Source organism: Brevibacillus laterosporus LMG 15441 (assembly GCF_000219535.2).
In the GTDB taxonomy this organism is placed as follows: domain Bacteria; phylum Bacillota; class Bacilli; order Brevibacillales; family Brevibacillaceae; genus Brevibacillus_B; species Brevibacillus_B halotolerans.
Genome location: NZ_CP007806.1, coordinates 1,607,720 through 1,626,727 on the forward strand (window position 1 = coordinate 1,607,720; position 19,008 = coordinate 1,626,727).

The 19,008-nt window shown below is 39.7% G+C and carries 19 protein-coding genes and 3 pseudogenes; 12 read left to right on the top strand and 10 right to left on the bottom strand.

Annotated features, from left to right (window positions below; translation table 11 throughout):
* Window positions 1–230 precede the first annotated feature (230 nt).
* From BRLA_RS07475 to BRLA_RS24950, 4 genes are all read left to right on the top strand, one after another.
* A complete protein-coding gene (locus BRLA_RS07475; RefSeq protein ID WP_003338071.1) occupies window positions 231–833 on the top strand; it encodes a nitroreductase family protein in 603 nt (200 codons plus the stop codon).
* A 193-nt stretch (window positions 834–1,026) separates the two neighbouring features.
* Complete coding sequence (locus BRLA_RS07480; protein WP_003338069.1) at window positions 1,027–1,503, top strand: MarR family transcriptional regulator; 477 nt, start codon at window positions 1,027–1,029, stop codon at window positions 1,501–1,503.
* A 32-nt stretch (window positions 1,504–1,535) separates the two neighbouring features.
* Window positions 1,536–2,717: an MFS transporter gene (locus tag BRLA_RS07485; protein ID WP_003338068.1), complete on the top strand. Its 1,182-nt coding sequence runs from the start codon at window positions 1,536–1,538 to the stop codon at window positions 2,715–2,717.
* Between the two features lie 767 nt (window positions 2,718–3,484).
* Window positions 3,485–4,996 carry a methyl-accepting chemotaxis protein gene (locus tag BRLA_RS24950; protein ID WP_003338066.1) on the top strand — a complete coding sequence of 504 codons (1,512 nt, stop codon included), beginning with the start codon at window positions 3,485–3,487 and terminating at the stop codon, window positions 4,994–4,996.
* 124 nt (window positions 4,997–5,120) lie between these two features.
* Here BRLA_RS24950 and BRLA_RS24210 read toward each other — a convergent pair whose 3' ends face one another.
* The 7 genes and pseudogenes from BRLA_RS24210 to BRLA_RS07520 all read right to left on the bottom strand — a co-directional run bounded on the left by BRLA_RS24210 (window position 5,121) and on the right by BRLA_RS07520 (window position 10,767).
* On the bottom strand, window positions 5,121–5,264 hold the full coding sequence (locus tag BRLA_RS24210; RefSeq protein ID WP_003338065.1) for a hypothetical protein: 144 nt from the start codon (window positions 5,262–5,264) through the stop codon (window positions 5,121–5,123).
* Window positions 5,265–5,340: 76 nt separating this feature from the next.
* Window positions 5,341–6,540, bottom strand: a complete 1,200-nt coding sequence (locus BRLA_RS07495) for an MFS transporter (RefSeq protein ID WP_003338064.1) — start codon at window positions 6,538–6,540, stop codon at window positions 5,341–5,343.
* A 105-nt stretch (window positions 6,541–6,645) separates the two neighbouring features.
* Entirely contained in the window at window positions 6,646–6,957 is a 312-nt protein-coding gene (locus tag BRLA_RS07500) for an ArsR/SmtB family transcription factor (RefSeq protein ID WP_003343852.1), read from the bottom strand.
* A gap of 119 nt (window positions 6,958–7,076) precedes the next feature.
* Window positions 7,077–7,883: an ABC transporter permease gene (locus BRLA_RS07505; protein WP_003338061.1), complete on the bottom strand. Its 807-nt coding sequence runs from the start codon at window positions 7,881–7,883 to the stop codon at window positions 7,077–7,079.
* Window positions 7,870–8,661 carry an ABC transporter ATP-binding protein gene (locus BRLA_RS07510; protein WP_003338060.1) on the bottom strand — a complete coding sequence of 264 codons (792 nt, stop codon included), beginning with the start codon at window positions 8,659–8,661 and terminating at the stop codon, window positions 7,870–7,872. The genes BRLA_RS07505 and BRLA_RS07510 overlap by 14 nt, the downstream gene beginning before the upstream one ends.
* Before the next feature lie 3 nt (window positions 8,662–8,664).
* Window positions 8,665–9,351 (bottom strand): annotated as a pseudogene (locus BRLA_RS07515) (ABC transporter substrate-binding protein); the annotation flags it as partial.
* 15 nt (window positions 9,352–9,366) lie between these two features.
* Window positions 9,367–10,767: a recombinase family protein gene (locus BRLA_RS07520; RefSeq protein WP_041752005.1), complete on the bottom strand. Its 1,401-nt coding sequence runs from the start codon at window positions 10,765–10,767 to the stop codon at window positions 9,367–9,369.
* A 755-nt stretch (window positions 10,768–11,522) separates the two neighbouring features.
* Here BRLA_RS07520 and BRLA_RS23600 point away from each other — a divergent pair.
* The 6 genes and pseudogenes from BRLA_RS23600 to arsB all read left to right on the top strand — a co-directional run bounded on the left by BRLA_RS23600 (window position 11,523) and on the right by arsB (window position 14,479).
* Complete coding sequence (locus BRLA_RS23600; protein ID WP_003338056.1) at window positions 11,523–11,696, top strand: hypothetical protein; 174 nt, start codon at window positions 11,523–11,525, stop codon at window positions 11,694–11,696.
* A 48-nt stretch (window positions 11,697–11,744) separates the two neighbouring features.
* The gene (locus tag BRLA_RS07535) at window positions 11,745–11,969 is read left to right on the top strand and encodes a hypothetical protein (protein WP_041752007.1); all 225 of its coding nucleotides are present in this window, start codon (window positions 11,745–11,747) and stop codon (window positions 11,967–11,969) included.
* Window positions 11,970–12,278: 309 nt separating this feature from the next.
* Complete coding sequence (locus BRLA_RS07540; protein ID WP_003338054.1) at window positions 12,279–12,722, top strand: hypothetical protein; 444 nt, start codon at window positions 12,279–12,281, stop codon at window positions 12,720–12,722.
* Window positions 12,723–12,772: 50 nt separating this feature from the next.
* A pseudogene (locus BRLA_RS25130) lies at window positions 12,773–12,892 on the top strand (phage terminase small subunit P27 family); the annotation flags it as partial.
* A 170-nt stretch (window positions 12,893–13,062) separates the two neighbouring features.
* Entirely contained in the window at window positions 13,063–13,386 is a 324-nt protein-coding gene (locus tag BRLA_RS07545) for an ArsR/SmtB family transcription factor (protein WP_041752008.1), read from the top strand.
* A 37-nt stretch (window positions 13,387–13,423) separates the two neighbouring features.
* Entirely contained in the window at window positions 13,424–14,479 is a 1,056-nt protein-coding gene (gene arsB / locus BRLA_RS07550) for an ACR3 family arsenite efflux transporter (RefSeq protein ID WP_003338050.1), read from the top strand.
* A gap of 155 nt (window positions 14,480–14,634) precedes the next feature.
* Here arsB and BRLA_RS07555 read toward each other — a convergent pair whose 3' ends face one another.
* The 3 genes and pseudogenes from BRLA_RS07555 to BRLA_RS07565 form a co-directional block, all read right to left on the bottom strand.
* A complete protein-coding gene (locus tag BRLA_RS07555; protein ID WP_050816562.1) occupies window positions 14,635–14,823 on the bottom strand; it encodes a hypothetical protein in 189 nt (62 codons plus the stop codon).
* A 20-nt stretch (window positions 14,824–14,843) separates the two neighbouring features.
* A complete protein-coding gene (locus BRLA_RS07560) occupies window positions 14,844–15,356 on the bottom strand; it encodes a hypothetical protein (protein WP_041752010.1) in 513 nt (170 codons plus the stop codon).
* Between the two features lie 718 nt (window positions 15,357–16,074).
* Window positions 16,075–16,407 (bottom strand): annotated as a pseudogene (locus tag BRLA_RS07565) (ABC transporter substrate-binding protein); the annotation flags it as partial.
* 206 nt (window positions 16,408–16,613) lie between these two features.
* Between BRLA_RS07565 and rnz the strand changes: the two are divergent.
* The gene (rnz, locus tag BRLA_RS07570; RefSeq protein WP_003338045.1) at window positions 16,614–17,558 is read left to right on the top strand and encodes a ribonuclease Z; all 945 of its coding nucleotides are present in this window, start codon (window positions 16,614–16,616) and stop codon (window positions 17,556–17,558) included.
* A 186-nt stretch (window positions 17,559–17,744) separates the two neighbouring features.
* The gene (locus tag BRLA_RS07575; protein WP_003338044.1) at window positions 17,745–18,860 is read left to right on the top strand and encodes an MSMEG_1061 family FMN-dependent PPOX-type flavoprotein; all 1,116 of its coding nucleotides are present in this window, start codon (window positions 17,745–17,747) and stop codon (window positions 18,858–18,860) included.
* Window positions 18,861–19,008: the final 148 nt, after the last annotated feature.

Here is a 19,008-nt window from a genome sequence, read left to right on the forward strand (position 1 = left end):
ACAGTTTATTGACAATATCCTCTAGTAACTAGAACAAAAAGGTGATAAAATGCAAGTAAATATTTGATAATGATTATCATTTTTAATGATGGGCATATCTTTCGTGAAATGAATCTACAAATGTAGACATAAATGCTAACGAAAAGGCTACCTGTTACAACGTATAAAGATAAAAAACGGCACAATACCATCAGATCCAGATCAATAAACTATCGAGGAGGAACATACTCATGACAGAAGCAATGCAGACGTTGGCAACACTCATTACGTCCAGAAGAACTGTACGCCAAACCGAAAACACTCCCATTCCGCTGGAGACGATCTATAAAATTTTAGAGCAGGCAGCATATGCTCCTTTTCATAGCGAAGTAGAGCCTTGGGCAGTCAAAATTGCTTCCACTGAGCAAGAAAAAAAGTTTTTTTTCCAATGTGTCTTTAATAGCTACGAACGAATTGGGATTTTTGAATCTCATACGGATGAGAAAAAGGAAAAGGTGAGAGAGTCATATCGAGAATACTTTGAAGGTACACCGATTTCCATGCTGATAGCAACAGATGTATTTGATCATGAGAAAAAGGATTTTGAAGCAGTTGGGGCTACGTGTGCCTTTATTCAAAACATCCAATTGCTATGCTGGGAGCAGAACATTGGGGCTGTATGGCGGACCAATCCTTATATTTTTGACGCAGAATTTACAAAGGAAATCGGTTTTCGTTCTAACCAAAAAATTGTAGGTTCTCTTCATTTAGGCTATCCACAGCAGGTACCGAAAGCTAAAGAACGCCGAGCATTAGATCAATGGGTATCGAGTATTCAAGTAGGGGCGAAATAAGAGGCCAGACGATAGCGATAGCAATATCAACATTCCATGTACCACCAGCGTGTGGCGATGGAATGTTTTTTTGTAATTTGTAAAGGGAAGGTAAAAGTTTATAAGTAGATTTGCATAAGCTTGTGATTTGAAATAGGGCAGGATATACTTAATTTGTTTCCTAGGAAACAAAAAAGAAAGGAGAAGTGGATACATGATTACACAACAAATTGTTGGGAAGCTGCAAAAGCTACTGCATCAACATGAAGAAAACCTGAAGCAAAGTCGTACTGGCTTATTGAACTCGATTCGAGATTTAGACAGGCTGACAGGAGAGCTGACTTTATCTGAACTGCATGTAATCGCTTGTATAGGAAAACAGGGTCAAGTAAATGTAACAGCTATTTCACAAGAGATGGATATGACTCGTGGAGCGATTTCTAAGATTAGTACGAAGCTTTTGCAAAGAGGTTATCTAGTAAAAAAACAAAGAGCTGATAATCAAAAAGAGGTACATTTTCAGTTAACACCGATGGGTGATGAAATTTTTCGTTTACATGAGGAGTTACATGAACAGGCAGAGAGGCGAATCGAGAGGTTTTTACAAAAATACTCCAGCTCTGAACTTGCTTTTATTGATCGTTTGCTCAGCGATGCCATTGCTGAACATAAAAACAAGCAGACAGAATAGGGAATTGTGAATTGGTTAGGAGGAAAGAGAGAATGAAGACAAAAGTGATTTTGTATACATTAGCCATCAGCGCGTTAGTAGGATCGCTGTCTCAAAACATCTACACGCCGATCTTACAGCAAATGCAGGAGCAATTACATACATCACCGTACTTAATCAATCTAAGCATTTCTGTGTTCACCATCGCTCTAGCTGTCATGCAAATCGTGTATGGCCCCCTTATTGATAGTATCGGACGCAGGGCTGTGTTGCTCCCTAGTCTGCTTCTCTATGTGATAGCTTCTGTGGGATGCGCCTATGCCGAAAGCATATTTGGGTTTTTATTCTATCGTGTATTACAGGGAATCGGAGTAGCCGCAATTCCTGTGATAGCGGCTACGGTCATTGGGGATATATTTGAAGGATCGCATAGAGCTAAAGCTATGAGCAGCTATCAGATGCTTCTGTCCCTAGCATCGGTAATCGGGCCGTTATTAGGCGGATTTATTGGAGGACAGGGTGGATTTACGGGTATTTTCACCTTTTTAAGTGTAACGGGTTTCGTTATGTTTCTCGCTAGCTTAGTCTTTGTACCAGAAACGAAGCCAACAAAAGGAATCGTACGAACATTTCAACTACAGGCTTATGGAAAAGTACTTGTTCACCCGATTGGGCGGCTAGTACTGTTGCTTGGCTTTGCTCAGTTTTATTTGTTTTACAGTGTATTGGTGTTTTTACCACATGTGCTCCAGAACACATATGGGTTATCTGCTCAGCAAACAGGGCTTGCTTTTTTACCATTGTCCCTATGCTTGATGGCAGGGAGCTTTGTAAGTGGGAGATTGAAAAAGAAACAGCAGGAAAGAACTGAAAAAAGATTGGTGTTCACTTGCTTTTTACATCTGATAGCGGTCGTCATTTTTACACTAACCGCAAATATTTCTATAGGATGGCTCTTGTTTAGCTTATCTTTATACGGTTTTAGCGGCGGTTATGCCATGCCAATCCAAAGTACGCTGCTAACGGAGCTCTTTGTAGCAGAGCGAGCAACAGCGATTGGCTTCTACAATTTTATTCGTTATGTCGGCATGGCGGTAGGGCCGATTATCGGTAGCTTCTTGTATCAAGGGGAACAATTTGTTTTGACATTTGGAGTAGGAGCTACAGGATTTGCGATTGTCATTTTATTTGCAAGGAACATGATTAGAATACGTGAAAAACAGCTTTTGCAATAGCTAGTGCCGTTTAAAAGCTTTCTTACGTAAAAACAACATCATTACTTAGGAAGGGTCATCCAAGGGACGAGGGTGACTTTTTTTGTGATCTAACATCACTAAAAAACAAGAGACAGTAAGAAACAACCAATCTAGTATTACTACGAACGAACTCTGGATCGATAAGGAAACCGGTCTAAAGCTAAAGTCTATTACCAATGCAAATAACAAACAAATTTCCGAGTATATCGTAACTAAGGTTGATTTTCATCCACAATTTCATGAAAAAGACTCTACTCTTGATTTACCTAAGGATGTTAAAATAATAGAAAACTAGGCCGAAAGAAGCCAGTGAGTTATTTCCTCAAAGAAATACATGAAAACATACCCATCTAACAAAAAATGACTCTGACGTTCATTCAGGGTTATTTTTTTATGCTCTAGCACTTGTGAACGTTACAGGTAGAGATGCAAAAGTAAACGATTTGATGCATTTTGATCATTGTCGTATATTGACGGAATTTGTATAATAAGCGTACCTTTTCAAACCTGTTATCTTTCAATCCCATGGTGGAAAGGGTAACGTTATCAATCTAGCAATTGATTGATTAACCTGAAGATGAATTATAAATGATCAGAAAAAGCTCTTGCCAAAGCATAAGAGCTTTTTACGCCTTGTTCGCCATAATGAGCCAAATGAATCATGTAGAAAAGATTCATAGAGTGGACAGGTTTGGTTAGGTTTGAGTACTGAGGATTCTATATAACTGGAAAAGGGGAGATGATCTATGTTTTTTAAGTCAGTACAAGCTAACGAGCTTACTGCATTCGTAGAGGAAAGCCGGAAATTACGCAAAATGGTTGAAATGAATGACTTTTCCACTGAGTTTCATCCGTCTACAGATAACCCAGAAGCAAAGGAATTTGCTGAAAATCTGAATGCGATTCTAAGAACGATGCAAAGCTTTAGAGAAAATGTAGCCGTTCGACTTGAATTAGTAACGGAAGCCATTGAAGTGGGCTTATGGGATATGAATGTGGTAGCCGGTGATCCTGTAAATCCTCAGAATACGTTTACCTGGACGAATGAATTCCGCAAAATGCTGGGCTATCGGGATGAAACTGATTTTCCTAACGTGCTTCATAGCTGGGCATCAAAACTGCATCCAGATGATCATGATGAGGTTCTAGAAGCTTTTGAAAAGCATCTATTGGATCACTCAGGAAAGACTCCTTATGATGTGGAGTATCGTTTATTATTAAAAAACGGTGAATATCGCTGGTTCCGAGCTACTGGGGCAACGGTTCGAGATGCTAATGGCGTTCCTTTACGGGTCGCAGGTGCCTTATTCGATATACACGATAAGAAAATGAAAGAACAAGAATTAGAATCCTTGGTAGAACGGTATGATCTTATCAATCGTGTTCTAGTGGAAGCTCCTTGGGATATGACCGTTGTTGAGGGCGATGTCATTAATCCCAATAATGAATTTTGGTGGTCGCCTCAATTTCGAAGAGCTCTTGGATTTAAAGATGAAACAGATTTCCCAAATGTGATGAGTAGCTGGAGCAGCAGACTTCACCCAGAGGATGAAAAACGAACATTAGAAGCCTTTGCTAATCACTTGAATGATTATAGCGGGAAAACTCCATTTGATATTGATTATCGACTACGCTTAAAAAATGGTGAATATCGTTGGTATCATGCTAGTGGTGAAACGATTCGAAGTCGCACTGGTATTCCATTGCGAGTAGCTGGGACCATACGGGATATTACCCTTGAGAAAAATAAAGAGCAGGTCGTACGTGAAATGACCTCTCAAATGAAGCATCTGTCAGACTCGATTAGCGATATGGTGAAAGGTGTTAATTCAATAACGAATCAAGCTCAGGAGCTTGCTATTGCGCAGGATCAATCAACTGAAGCGGCCAATCAAGCGAAGGGCAGTGCAGATGAAACCAAAAATATTTCAAATTTTATTAAAGAAATTGCCGAGCAGACGAATTTGTTAGGCTTAAATGCAGCCATCGAAGCAGCACGTGCAGGTGAGCAGGGGCGAGGTTTTGGGATTGTCGCAGACGAGGTAAGAAAGCTAGCTGTACATAGCGCAAATGCTACTGTAAACATTGAAAGCAGTTTGAATGAAATGAAGGAACTCATTGAAACCATTCTATTGCATATTGGAAAAATGAGTACTCTTACACAGACACAGGCGGCCTTGACAGAGCAAGTAAACTCATCAATGGATGAGATTAATAAAATGTCGCAGTCCCTAGTAGATTTTACGAAAACATTATAAGCTACTTATATCGTATTATGAAGCTTACTAGAATCTATACCGGCAAGCAGCCGGGCATCCATTAACACGGTTGTGCCCGGTTGCTTATTTTTATGCAGGTAGGATGTACGATGAACAAAGTTTTTTAATTCCGTTGCTTTAGGTATTCCTCAAGTTGAATAGATATGTACATCAACACTCCCACAAGTGCCCCAACCATCACACCGTCCAAGAAAAAGCCGATACTTCCCCCAACTAAAGCAAACGTCATTACCTTTGTACCCATCATAGTAGTATCTCCTTTTTTACTAGAGTTGAAGTTTTTATTATATCAATAGTTACAATGTTTTTTGTATACCAAAAAATCAGTTTTTCATTGGGTGAGGTGGGCTTGCCACATCTATTTCCTCTGTAGCAGAACTCAATATCTTTATTTTTATCATGATGAAGAAGAAAGCAAGCAAGGCAAATGTAATTCCGCTCCAAATGAGCTGATGTATGCCCAGTTGAGAGATAAACCAGCCACCAATAGAAGTTCCCAACGTAATTCCAAGATTGGAGAATGAGACAAATAAACTGTTGCCAAATTCAGGAGATTCTTTTGCCTCAGTCATGAGCCATGTTTGGCTGACGATTAGCCCTCCAGAATGTATGATTCCCCAAAAGAATACGACAGCCGCCATTGGAATGAAAGAAGAACCAAAATAGTAAGCAAGTACGTAAATTACTATATAGAGAAGAGGAAACGATATCACTGTCTTCCTCATGTTTTTTTGTAAGGAAGACCCGAATAAAAAATTGCCAAAAATCATAATGAGGCCAAACAGCATCAACATGAAACTAATCCATGAGCCGTTCATGTGTGTTACCTGCCCCAGATATTCAGCAAAATAGCTATATACAGTAAACATAGCTGCAAAGATGCATATAACTGTGGCGATATTTACCCATAGTCCTGGTTTACGTAATATGCTAATCTGCTTTCCATAAGACATCTTTTCTTTAACAGGCATGGAGGGGAGCCAAAAAAAAATTCCTGCAAAAGCAATCGCGCTTACAATAGCCCCAAGCAGAAAAGCGGCCTCTAACGAGAACTGCTCGGCGAGAAAAGAAGTTAAAGGTATACCAAAGGCAAATCCGACAGTTATCCCAGCAAAAACCTTTGTAATTGCATGCCCGCTTTTTTCTAAAGGGACAAGTTTGGCAGCAGTTACGAGAGCCACTGAAAAAAAGATGGGATGAAAAATAGCAGGCAGAATACGGAAAGCTAGCATCATCTTGAAACTAGTTGTATAAGCGTAAACCATATTTGAAATCATGAACATAAGGACTGCGGTTAACAGAATTACTTTTCGATTGATGCCAGAAGCAAGCAATGTCAGAAATGGACCTGAAATAGCAACGACTAAAGCAAAGATACTTACAAGTAGTCCAGCTTGTGAAGTTGTTATGTTAAATTTTTGTGTGATCTGAGGGAGAACCCCTACAATCCCCATTTCAGTGGTAATAATACCAAATACACCTAAAGCTAGCATCATGATAAGAAGAGGGTTAAGCTTTTTCATGTAAATAAATCTCCATTCTTATTTGTATCGGTCATTTTACATACAAAAAACTATATATCTATATATATAGATGTTAAAGGTAAAAAAGAAAAGCCTCCTTTCCTTTTATAGTTCTTGTTGGACATACTCGGCAAATTCCCGAATGGTCTTTTCGTTTCGTCGATAATACGTCCATTTTCCGATTCGTTCTGATTCCAACAACCCAGCTTTTTGCATGGTTAACAAGTAACTAGAAATGACTGATTGGGCTAAACCAGATTTTGTTTGGATATCGCCCACACATACACCAATTTGAAAACTCAGTCCTTGTTGTAAATAAGGTCTTTCATCAAAGAATTCCCCTGGATTTTTTAACCATAGTAAGATTTGTCGACGAGTCTCGTTAGTCAGTGCTTTATAAATCAATGAAGGTTCCATAGAGATCATTATATCTATTTTTATAGATTTGTAAATATAAGAAGTGTGCATTGTAATTTTTTAAGATGGCTGAAAGGAAAAAGCCGCCCCGAATAGGAGCAACTTTTTGGCATTGCTATCTATTTAAACTGGCTGGTAAGCCTCTTCTCTAGGTAACTGACACCTTGGTACATCAAAGCCGCGACGAGAGCAATGACAAAGAGAGACACCATGACCAGGGAAAAATTAAATACCTGAAAGCCATAAATAATGAGATAGCCTAAGCCTTTTTGAGCAACTAGAAATTCTCCAACAACAACACCTATCCAAGAAAGTCCGACATTTACCTTTAAGGATGAAATAATCGTTGGCATTGTGGCAGGAAATATCACCTTGGCAAACATCTGACTTTTGCTTGCACCAAAGGTCTGCATGACCTTCAGATAGTTAGGATTAACCTCACGGAAGCCGGAATAGATCGTGATGGCGGTAATAATAATCGAAACGGAGAGGGTCGTGGCAATTATGGAGATGACTCCGGGACCTAAACCTACAATGAACAGAGGACCCAATGCTACTTTAGGCATGCTATTTGCGATAATTAAATAGGGCTCTAGCACGCGCGATAAAAATGGGGACCACCAAATCATAATAGCCAGTAAGGTACCAAGGAGAGTTCCGAGTAAGAAGCCAATGATCGTTTCAAGGACGGTTACGCTGGTATGCATCAACAAGCTCATATCAGCCATCTTTTCGATAAACAAACTCCAGATTCGGCTAGGTGAGCTAAACAATAGGACATCAATCCATTTGAAGAAAGCAGCCAATTCCCATGTGCCTAAAAAAACAAATAAGATGAGAAGCTGGGTGAGAAAAACTAACCATTTTGTACGTGTGACGCCATGTTTATACTGCTGATGAATATGATCAATGTTAATTTGCTCCATCAGAACTTCCCTCCATCTCTCTCCACACGTGGTTATACAGATCGGAGAAGCCAGTCAATTGTCGAGCTTGGAACGGCAACGCCTGACGGATTAACTCTGGTATCTTCATTTCTGAACGAATGCGTCCCGGATTTCGATCTAATATGTAGATTCGGTCCCCCATAGCTACAGCTTCTTGTAAATCATGGGTGACTAAAATAGCAGTTTTTTTGTGACGACGCAAGGTTTTGATAATAAGGTCTTCCAGCTTAAGCTTCGTCTGATGATCCAGAGCGGAGAAGGGTTCATCGAGAAGTAGGATTTCTGGTTGACAGGCAAGCGTTCGGACCAAGGCTACACGCTGTCTCATTCCGCCAGACAATTGCTGTGGAGAAGCTTTGCGAAAATGAATCAGCTCCATTTCTTCCAGTAAATGCAATGCGTATTCTTCATTTGCTTTGCTGCGGATTCCCTGCACTTCTAATCCCAGAAACACATTCTCTTCTATGGTGCGCCAGTTAAATAAGTAATCCTGCTGAAGCATATAGCCAACCTTACGAGTCGTTCCTGTTAGCTGACTCCCGTCTACGTATATTTGACCTGCTGTAGGCTTTTCGAGTCCTGCTATGAGTGAAAGCAAGGTGGTTTTTCCGCAACCACTAGGGCCTACTAAACAGACGAACTCACCTTCCTCCACATGCAAGGAAATGTTGTTTACTGCCATAAATGCATTGCGTGGTGTTACGTATAGATGGGTGACATTATTTACCTCAATTTTTGCCTGAGGAGAAGGGGGCATAGGCTATTTACCTCCTATCGCCTGATTGGCAAATGTTTCATTCACTAGTTTTTCATAGGGGATTGACTGTTTCAGCTCTCCAGCAGTCTTCATAATTTCTAATAATAATTCCCAGTCAGCTTTTTTTAATAAGGGAGTGGCTGAATAGGAACCCTGCTCCTGATAACGCTGAATAGAACGAGTGAGAATATCTGCTTTTACATCAGAAAAATAGGGAGTAATCACTTTTGCCACTTCCTCGGCAGAATGAGAGTTTACCCATTGTTGCCCTTTATATATGGCGTTAGTGAATTTCTGAATATTCTTCTTGTTTTTCTGGATATAGCTTTGTTTCGTCATATAGCTGGTATAAGGAACATTACCACTTTCCTTACCAAAGGAGGCTACTACATGACCTATGCCTTCTTGTTCGAATTGAGATGCTGTTGGTTCAAAGAGTTGTACAAAATCTCCAGTACCTGAAGCGAAGGCGGAAGGGATATTTTTAAATTCAATGTTTTGAAGAACGGTAGCATCCGTTTGGGGCTCAATTTTATTTTTTTTAAGGACAAACTCGCCGACCATTTGAGGCATTCCACCCTTTCGTTGACCGAGGAATACCTTGCCTTTTACCTGATCCCACGAAAAGTGCTTTGATTTGGACCGGGCGACTAAGAATGTGCCGTCAGTTTGGGTAAGCTGGGGGAAATTACACATATAACAGGGTTAACGCATAGAATATTCAATGCGAATTTTCTTGTTTCTCCCGCGTTCTCGGTAAATAATAACTTTTTCAAATAAACTATGAAGCAGCTCTTTTTTGCGAAATACGTCTGCTAAACGATACTGTTCTCTGATATTGATCATTTTTTTAATTTTGTGACATTTTTCCTCTGGGGTTTCCTCTTCCACATCATAAGCATTGATGAGTTCTTGCAGTTCATTTTCCTTATGGTTCAAAGTGTTGATCTTTTCAAAAAGTGTTTCCTTTGGAATAGGATTGCTGTCGTTCATGAACACATCGTACCACTTTTCTTTTTGTGTTTGGATTTTTGCTATCTCATTCCTGATTTTATCTAAATCTAATTCGACTTCTCTTTGATTTTCGACCTTTTCTACGAAATACTCTTTTGATGTAATCAATCTATCGATCTCGCCGAGGAGAGGGTCTAATATTCTCTGATCATGGGTCATGCGGTTACAGCCCAGACAACGATAATACGTCTTTTGATCGCGATGATCGTAGAACCCTTGCATATTGTGTTCCTCACAGTGCCCGCAACGTAGTATCCCTGTCAAAGGGAACTTTCCTTTCCTTGGCGATTGACCGGACTTTTCCTCCATTGTCTTTTTGGCCTTGGCGAACAATTGTTTTGAGATGATGGGAGGATGGTTATCCAGCACAATTTTATTACCCCATCGATATACGCCTATGTACATGTCGTTCAACAGAATATCCCGAACGGAAATATGGTTCCAACGTTTAGCGATACGTGGACGAACATCCATTTCATTAAGGTGTTTAGCAATCGACCGATACCCAAAACCTTCCACGTACCATTGGTATATCTTTTCTACTGTCTTTGCTTCCTGCTCAATGATTGTACATGTAAAATCCTTATCGAAGTGATAACCAAATGGGGAGTGCCCTCCAGGTTTCTTGCCCTCATCAATCATCTGTTCAATGCCGAATTTCACACGCTCTGCTAAGTTCTCCCTTTCCCACTGTGCCAGAGCCGCAACAAGTGTAATGAATAGGCGCCCCATAGCTGTTGAGGTGTCATATATTTCAGTAGCTGATCTGAAAGCGACATCATGTTTTTCAAATAGCTGCAGCAGTAAGTAAAGATCGAGAACAGAACGAGTAAGTCGATCCAAACGGTACACTAGAACCATATCAAGGGTTCCTTTTTTGATATCCTTTAAAAGGCGTTGCATTTGTGGCCTTTGAATATCTTTTGCTGACCATCCTTCTTCGATATATTCCTCTACGATTTCCCAGCCTTGGCTTTTGCAAAATGCTCGGAGTCGTTCACGTTGAGCTGGGATGGAGAAGCCTTCTTTTGCTTGTTCATCTGTTGAAACACGTACATAAATCGCTACTCTTGTGATTATGACTTTTTTCATTAAACTCACTTTCTCTCCATTTTATATACTTACCCATCTCAGTTGGGTTACCGTTACGTAGACAAATCTCATCTGAGGCTTCTTCGCATTGAATTTTATCTTCGTGAATGAGCAATTTTACTGCAAATGCATTTACCTGTCTTTCAAATTTATCTGGATTAAGAGTTGGTTTTGCCCTAGGCAGTAAAAACGAATATGATTCCCAAGTACACGAGAGATTGTAAAAGGGCAATTAGTTTTGGTAACGTTTGACCAAGTTGTTTCTTGTTTCCTCTATTATTTACTTTTAATTGATGTTGCTCTTGATGTCATGTTCCTAATTCTTTTAATGCTTATTCATTTTCTTTGCTTCCCAGAATAATCCTGTCAAACCTTCCATGATACGCTACGAGCATTTTCATCTAATGGAATACCATCAAACATCAGATCACCATCTTCTTGAAGCATTTTTCTAAAATCGCGATTATCTTTGAAAGTGGCCCAAAACGGAATTGATTCGCTCATTCCAGCATTGCCAAGCAAAAAGTCTACAGATTCATTGTGGATATCTGCTATTTTTTATCATTGTAAGATCTGGTTGTAAGATGTCATTTTCCTAAGCGTTATATCTAGGACATTTTACTCCTAACAAATCTGTCATTTGAGCTTGGGGTACATGTCGTTTGTTCCTTAGTTTTGTTATGGGTTCTCCGATTTTCATAAGTGTTGTCCTCAACGAATCGTTGCATACATCTTCTACAAGGGAGATGGTGCTTATGGAAGGTGGAAGAACGAGACCGGAAATTTGGGCAATCGGTAGACGGGAACCATCAAAAGAGGCTCTTGACCGATTCATTGAGATTTACCTTGATATTCTTACAGAGAACGAGCGAAAAGGAAGAGAACTGGCCATGAAAGCTGAGAAGGATAGTAAATCAAGCGACTCCTAAGGGGTCGTAAACATGGACAAGTTATGATAAGGAAGATAGCTGAAGACGATGATAAAAAAACGTACTCTATGGATGGCTGTAAACTCCGTATACAGAGAACGTCAATTACAGATCGCACAGGAACATTCTCGGCAGTCGATTTACACATTCCATACGAAAGAACTCCGTAAAGAACGCAAGATGATCATAAAGCAGTTTGATAGTGAGAAAAAGCATAATGTTTTACTCGCACTTATGTTAAAAGCGGAGGACATATCGGAAGAGGCTTCATGAGCGGAGCGGCGGCTACATGGCGGAATATTGACGGTAGAATTGCGCTCCAATTAGAGAATAAGGTCATAGATGGTAACAGATAAATAAAAGAAGGATACGATCAGTCGTGTAGCTTTTTTGTAGTAAATTTATATCATGAATGTTAAAGGTTAGTCACCTACGAGTGTCTATTTTTATGTCAATAACGAATATTCTTATCATAAGTATATTGAAAAGGCAGAATTAACGGAGTATTATATATTCATAATCTTTTATGTAATTTTTTTACAATAAAGGTTAATTGTTGAAATTAGGAGGAGGATGGTCAAAATGAAAGTTGGACGTAAGTTTTTAATTTCATTAATGGGATTGTCTCTGATGTTATCAACAGGAGCGACAGGAGCATTAGCGAGTGAAAATGTAACCAACACCCCAAACCAATTTCCACCAAGTATTCATAAGTCTGAAAAAAGCGTTCTTCCAGTAGATGTTGCCCGTGAGAATTTTGTTAAAGACACACTTTACCATGCATTTTACCAAGTGGGTCAAGGAAAAAAGAATGTGGTGGTTTATAATTTAAATCAAAGATATTCTCATAATCTACAAGGCATTCAAACATCTTATACAGTGCGTTATGGTAACATTCTTTATGGAGTGTGGGTTTTCACAGATGGTGAATTCTGGAATAATGGGGATGGCGGATGGATTAACGGGGGGTATCAAGGTAGTTTTGACAGATATGCAGGATATGTACGATTCCATAGAATAAGTTAAAATCCCGTTTGAGGGGATGGCTAAATCAAGGCAATCAGTTGACTTAATGTAAAAAGATTGCAAGCGAGCTACTGCAAATTAGCATCATGATTAATCTTGATGTAGATGCACTGGCTCGCTTTTTATATGCTCGAAAGATGTATATAAAAGTTACAGATGCCTTGTTACAAACGAAATTGGCAGATGAGTTGAGGGTTGCTAGTGGTCAAAAAGCACAAAATAATGGTGTCTAGTGACATAAATATGGTCACTATTATGTAAGGTTATATTTGAAATTCCTTCGCATAATGATAATATAGCCATATAGCTATATGGTAATTATAAAGGAGGCATTATTCACATGGATTTAATCCAACTTTCTTCGGCCTTAAAAGCATTAGGTGATCCAACCCGGCTTAAAATCATTGCCTTATTAAATCAAAGGGATTGTTGCGTATGTGAATTAGTCCCGATCTTCGGTATTTCTCAACCTTCGATATCTAGGCACATGAGTCGTCTAAAGAACGAGAATTTAGTAAATGAAACACGGAAAGGGCAATGGGTCTTTTACTCTTTGAATCGTTCAACTATGGAGGAGATTGGTTTGTCTCTTGCACAGCTACCAGATTGCACCTCAGATTTTGAGAAATTGAAAGAAGCTAACTTACAGATTACTTGCGAATAAACCCTCTACTAAAAAGGAAGGTAAGGGAGATGTAACAATGAGTAATATGGGGAAAAAACGTCTTTCGTTTTTAGATCGCTACCTAACACTTTGGATTTTTTTGGCTATGGGCATTGGAGTTGGTTTTGGGTTTATCTATCCACAGCTTGTAAATGAGTTAAATAGCTTACAGGTGGGAACCACATCCATTCCCCTTGCAATGGGTCTTATCTTAATGATGTACCCACCACTTGCAAAGGTACGTTATGAAGAAATGGGAAGAGTTTTTAAGGATACTAAGGTTTTAATCCTTTCTCTTGTTCAAAACTGGATTATCGGCCCAATTTTAATGTTTGGTCTTGCCATCTTATTCCTATCAGATAAACCAGAGTACATGGTCGGCTTAATTATGATTGGCTTGGCACGGTGTATTGCTATGGTAATTGTTTGGAATGATCTTGCCAAAGGAGATACAGAATATGCCGCTGGATTAGTGGCATTTAATTCAGTTTTCCAAATGCTTTTCTTTTCAGTGTATGCCTATTTATTTGTAACTGTCATTCCAGAATGGTTGGGGTTAGAAGGTGCAGTTGTTTCGGTCACTATGGTGGAAGTAGCGAAGTCTGTCATGGTTTACCTAGGAGTTCCATTTCTTGCAGGGATGCTGACACGTTTTACTCTTGTAAAAGTAAAAGGGCGTCACTGGTATGAAAACGAGTTTATTCCTAAAATTAGTCCCATCACCCTAATTGCTTTACTCTTCACCATTATCGTGATGTTTTCCTTAAAAGGCGATACCATTATCAGCTTACCACTCGATGTAGTTCGTATTGCAATCCCATTACTAATTTATTTTGTACTCATGTTTTTTATTTCTTTCTTTATGGGAAAGAAAATGGGAGCAAGCTACCCAGTTACAACAACACTTGCTTTTACGGCAGGTAGTAATAACTTTGAACTTGCGATCGCTGTTGCAGTAGGAGTGTTTGGTATTCACTCCGGTGCTGCCTTTGCAGCAGTTATTGGCCCATTAGTAGAAGTACCAGTCATGATTGCACTAGTCAATGTAGCTTTCTGGTTTAAACGAATGTATTTTACTGAACAGAAAACGTAAATTATAGGAGCCTGTCGATTCGGGTAAGGGTTGCAAGTGGACAGGAGCCAGAGAATCAAAAGTAAACAGTTACTAGAAACGAGAAAACGTCCGAATACGAGGGAGATTCGGACGTTTCACATAATAATTTTTTAGTTAAGATGAAAAGAGGACGGCTATTCCTCTTTATCCTTGTATATTTTATCCAAAAGGATAGAAACAACGAAGAATACTACTACAAAAATTAAGAAACGAACAAACGCTGTAATAAGCCAACTATCAGCTATATTCATTTCTTTTGTAACTTGCATAGTACCATATACAGAAAAAATAGTTAGAATGAACTTTAAAGTTTTTGAGTTCATTTTATCTCCTTTCTGTTTTATTAAATCAGAGCATACACGATACCTTGTGCAATAATTCCGCAAGATTTTGCAACCCAACCCCAGACATATGGCTCCAAAGCTTTAGTTACAGTATCTTTCACTTCATCCAACGGCCCCATTAAAATATAGGTGTTCCAAGCGAAAATCCATTTTTCCTCTGTAAGTTTTTCTTTTACTATGTCTGGGAATTTAGCATATATTTTTTTCGGTAACTCCCTTTTCACATACCCTTTCCCAAAATATTTCATTAGCTTTGTTCCAAGAGAAACAAAACCCTGTGCTTCAAGTTGTGCAGGCTCTTTTACTACTACCCTTGGTGCAGTTTCTAAAATGTCCTTAGCAGTTTCTTCGATAATCTTATCCATTTCTTGTTGTGACATTGGAGTTTGGTAAGAAACTGATTGTGACACTTTTTCTTGAGCAAACGCGCTGGTCGCCGGAGCTATAGCAGTCCCTAGAAAACCAACCGTAGATAAAATTGCAATTCCTTTAATAAACTTTTTGTTCATCATAAAGTGTAGCCTATTTTCCTAATGTTTTCAATAAAGTGATATTTTTACATTAGCGATTTCATTTTCAACTAAAGGATTGTCTCATATTAACATGTTGTAAACCTCCTAGAAGGTCTTTAGTGAATAGCTGAAAAGCGGCTTTTTAATTATGCCCCCTACTGGGTTTCGTAACGTTTTCCGTACAGCTTATTCATATCGACCAACTAGCGTCTAAGCTTCTGTAAATCATCTTTCGATTGGGTGTTTTCCATTTCACATTCCTTTATTTGAGTGATACAATTAATCCGAATAACAATTTTTGTTATTCACGACAGGGGCGTTCCAATTAGTTTGATGGCTAGGGGAACGTCCTTTTGAAGTGTAAACAAACCTAATTCTAATCCTCCTTTCTTCCTCTTGTGCAATATTTTACCAACCGTATTGTTTTTTCTACAAAATAGAAAAAAGGCGAAACACTCAACAAAATTTGACAAACTATTACATAATTCGCACTTTGGTATAAATAAAAAGAACACCACTCTGTAAAAAGTGTGGTGTCCACTGGAAAAATTTCCAAATGATTAATGTCCAGGGTCTTCGTTATAACCTTTTGAGCTGAATACGTTTCTGGATATGATTCCGTAAATTTATAGTACATACCGAACTAGTCCGCCTTCCCGCCAAACCCAAATTAACTATAATTCAAAGTAAAATGATGAGGTTCATTTACCTGTTGTAAAGTTAACTTCAGATGAGCAAAATTAATGATCGGATCTTGCCCACCCTGTTGATCGACATAAATGCTGGTCTCGGACCCCACCAATGCGACATCAATGCCATTAGATAGCAGGGAGGTCATTGTTTTGTCGCCACCCCAAGTAGTTATGACTTCGACCTCCAAGCCCTCTTCTTTGAAAAATCCCTTTTCTAAAGCAACGTATTGTGGAGCGTAGAAAAGAGAGCGTGTAACCTCTCCTACTCGGAGCTTATTGGTATCGCTACTGGAACAGCCGGTCAAAAAGCTGAAAAGCCCTAGGCAAAGAATAATGCCTAGGATAAGGAATTGTTTCATGATAAAACCTCCTAGGCGTTTCGTTTTACTCTAACCTATGCCAGATTGCGGTGAATGGTGAAAGTGTAAAAAATAGTAAGAGGTATGAATCATGATGCCTTTCGGAACTGTAATGGTAGAAGGTTAGATGAAATTTTGCTCCAAATATGATAAGATTGGTAAAATATGCACGTGGATTTTACATAAAGGATGGAGGTGGATAGGGCATGCAGATTGTTTTTCTTGGAACTAGCTCAGGCGCCCCTACCACTAAGCGGAATGTATCGGGTATCGGACTTCGTCTCATGGATCGAGGCGCGTGGTGGCTCATTGACTGTGGGGAAGGTACGCAACACCAAATCATGCGTTCTGTGCTGAATATTTCGCAGTTGGAAAAGATCTTTATTACGCATTTGCATGGCGATCATTTATACGGATTAATTGGCATGCTTGCCAGTCGTTCTCTACGCGGGGCTGAAACAGGCGGAATTACGCTATATGGTCCAAAAGGCATTGATGAGTATGTACAAGCCATCATGCGCATTAGTCCCGTTCATTTACAGTATCCCCTAATCATTAAAGTGGTGGAGGAAGGAATTATTTACGAGGATGATACCATTGTCGTGGAAGCGGCAAAGGTGAAGCATCGCGTTCCAGCCTTTGCCTATTCGATGACAGAGAAGCCACGTCCTGGTGCGTTTAAGATTGAATTAGCAAAAGAGGCGGGTATTCCTAAAGGGCCCATGTATGCTCAGCTTAAAGCGGGGGGGACTGTTCAATTAGAAGATGGCAGGGTTTTTCATGGTAAAGACTTTGTTCACCCACCTCAGCCAGGCCTTAAGGTTGCATTTAGTGGCGATACAATACCTTGTCAGAATATGGTGCGTTTAGCCCAAGGAGCAGATATGCTTGTGCACGAATCTACCTATGTTCATCAGCATCTGGAATTAGCTGAACGAAGTGGGCATTCCACAGCAAAACAAGCGGCAGAAATCGCTGTTGCAGCAGAAGCAAAAGGCTTATTGCTTACCCATTTGAGCCCACGTTATGATATTGAAGACGGACCGATTACTCTTGATGATATGCTACAGGAAGCGCAGGAGGTTTTTCTGAACAGCCAGATCGCTCAGGATTTGTGTGTCTATGAGGTAAAAAGAACGCGTTTGCTGTAACGTAAATGCTTGATAAGAATTAGGTAAACCCTTGTAGCATAAATAATAGTGCTGCAAGGGTTTTTCCATTTGAAAGAAGAAATAATTGAATTAAATAAATATTTTTAATTGGTAATGATTATCATTTCAGGTATAATTATCTTAGTTAAATCCTTTCAATGCATGCTGTAACAGGAGGGAGTAAAGATGAATCTACCTATAGATTTCACGGTACAAACAAAAGCGCAGTTGCGAGAGGTAGTCGGCTCGCCGTCTGAGGCTTTACTAGAAAAAATATTACCTAGCTTAGAGGAACAAAGCCGCTACTTTATTCAGCATTCGTCCATTGTATGCGCTACAACTAAGCAAAGGAATCATTTCTTGCATGGGTCTATGTTTGGCGGGGAAAAGGGCTTTGTCCGTTTTATTGCTGAGAATAGTTTGCTTATCCCCATAAAAGAAGCTGGCGACTACTTGCGTTTGATTGAAAATATCAATGCGAATCCATTCATCGGGCTGCTATTTTTTATCCAAGGAGTAAGCGAAACCCTACGAGTTAATGGCAGGGCCAGCATTGTTAAAGAGAAAGCACTTCTAACCGCCCATTTTCCAGCAGATCAGCAGCTCACAGCAGCGATCCGGGTAGATGTCGAGGAATGCTTTTTTCATTGTGCCAAAGCCTTTATTCGCTCCAAGCTGTGGGATTCTACAACCTATCTACCTAGCTATCATACAGAGATGTCTTCAGCAAGTGACTTCTTCTACCAGCACACGATTCTAAGCGAACAAATGCAATCCTTTATTACACACGCTCCTTTCATTTGTGTCGGCACCAGTCAAAGGCAAGGAGGAGCTGATATATCGCCCAAGGGTGATCCGGCGGGCTTTGTACAAATACTAGATGAACGTACCATTTTGATTCCCGATCGTCCTGGTAACAAAATTTGCGATAATTTTGAGAATATACTTGTTAATCCATCTATATGTGTTCTCTTTTTTGTTCCAGGTGTAGATCATATCCTCCATGTTCAAGGCAAAGCTTCTATTGTAAAGGAAGCCAAAATATTAGAACCTCTCTCAATAGCAGGAAAACGCCCGGCGCTAGGAATATGGATAGAACTTCAACAAGTGACCTTAGCTTACTCGCAAGCAATGGTGGATGCGGGATTATGGAATCCGGCTAATCAAATAGATCGAAAGACGTTCCCAACGATGGGAGAGATGGTGATGAAACAACTAGCTCATTCAAAATTAACAAAGGGAATGAGTGCCAAGGCCTTTGATGACATGGTCAGCCAAGAGTACAAGCAGCATTTATATTAAGTGGGGATGAATCGGATCGGTGCTACTGACCGACTTTTACAATTAGGCAGCAGGAAACGAAGATTTTTAAAAGAGATGAGCTGCTACTGCCTCGGCATCATCAGCTTCCAACACACGTAAGGACTTTGCAGGTGGGGCAGGGAGAGTT

What these genes read in the sequence shown, in the direction of transcription:
- BRLA_RS07500 (WP_003343852.1), bottom strand. Translation starts at nt 6,957, where the DNA reads ATGGAACCTTCATTGATTTATAAAGCACTGACTAACGAGACTCGTCGA.
- BRLA_RS07480 (WP_003338069.1), top strand. Translation starts at nt 1,027, where the DNA reads ATGATTACACAACAAATTGTTGGGAAGCTGCAAAAGCTACTGCATCAA.
- BRLA_RS07560 (WP_041752010.1), bottom strand. Translation starts at nt 15,356, where the DNA reads ATGATGAACAAAAAGTTTATTAAAGGAATTGCAATTTTATCTACGGTT.
- BRLA_RS07545 (WP_041752008.1), top strand. Translation starts at nt 13,063, where the DNA reads ATGGATTTAATCCAACTTTCTTCGGCCTTAAAAGCATTAGGTGATCCA.
- BRLA_RS07505 (WP_003338061.1), bottom strand. Translation starts at nt 7,883, where the DNA reads ATGGAGCAAATTAACATTGATCATATTCATCAGCAGTATAAACATGGC.
- BRLA_RS07510 (WP_003338060.1), bottom strand. Translation starts at nt 8,661, where the DNA reads ATGCCCCCTTCTCCTCAGGCAAAAATTGAGGTAAATAATGTCACCCAT.
- BRLA_RS07475 (WP_003338071.1), top strand. Translation starts at nt 231, where the DNA reads ATGACAGAAGCAATGCAGACGTTGGCAACACTCATTACGTCCAGAAGA.
- BRLA_RS24950 (WP_003338066.1), top strand. Translation starts at nt 3,485, where the DNA reads ATGTTTTTTAAGTCAGTACAAGCTAACGAGCTTACTGCATTCGTAGAG.
- BRLA_RS24210 (WP_003338065.1), bottom strand. Translation starts at nt 5,264, where the DNA reads ATGATGGGTACAAAGGTAATGACGTTTGCTTTAGTTGGGGGAAGTATC.
- rnz (WP_003338045.1), top strand. Translation starts at nt 16,614, where the DNA reads ATGCAGATTGTTTTTCTTGGAACTAGCTCAGGCGCCCCTACCACTAAG.
- BRLA_RS23600 (WP_003338056.1), top strand. Translation starts at nt 11,523, where the DNA reads ATGGAAGGTGGAAGAACGAGACCGGAAATTTGGGCAATCGGTAGACGG.
- arsB (WP_003338050.1), top strand. Translation starts at nt 13,424, where the DNA reads ATGAGTAATATGGGGAAAAAACGTCTTTCGTTTTTAGATCGCTACCTA.
- BRLA_RS07485 (WP_003338068.1), top strand. Translation starts at nt 1,536, where the DNA reads ATGAAGACAAAAGTGATTTTGTATACATTAGCCATCAGCGCGTTAGTA.
- BRLA_RS07495 (WP_003338064.1), bottom strand. Translation starts at nt 6,540, where the DNA reads ATGAAAAAGCTTAACCCTCTTCTTATCATGATGCTAGCTTTAGGTGTA.
- BRLA_RS07520 (WP_041752005.1), bottom strand. Translation starts at nt 10,767, where the DNA reads ATGAAAAAAGTCATAATCACAAGAGTAGCGATTTATGTACGTGTTTCA.
- BRLA_RS07535 (WP_041752007.1), top strand. Translation starts at nt 11,745, where the DNA reads ATGATAAAAAAACGTACTCTATGGATGGCTGTAAACTCCGTATACAGA.
- BRLA_RS07555 (WP_050816562.1), bottom strand. Translation starts at nt 14,823, where the DNA reads ATGAACTCAAAAACTTTAAAGTTCATTCTAACTATTTTTTCTGTATAT.
- BRLA_RS07540 (WP_003338054.1), top strand. Translation starts at nt 12,279, where the DNA reads ATGAAAGTTGGACGTAAGTTTTTAATTTCATTAATGGGATTGTCTCTG.
- BRLA_RS07575 (WP_003338044.1), top strand. Translation starts at nt 17,745, where the DNA reads ATGAATCTACCTATAGATTTCACGGTACAAACAAAAGCGCAGTTGCGA.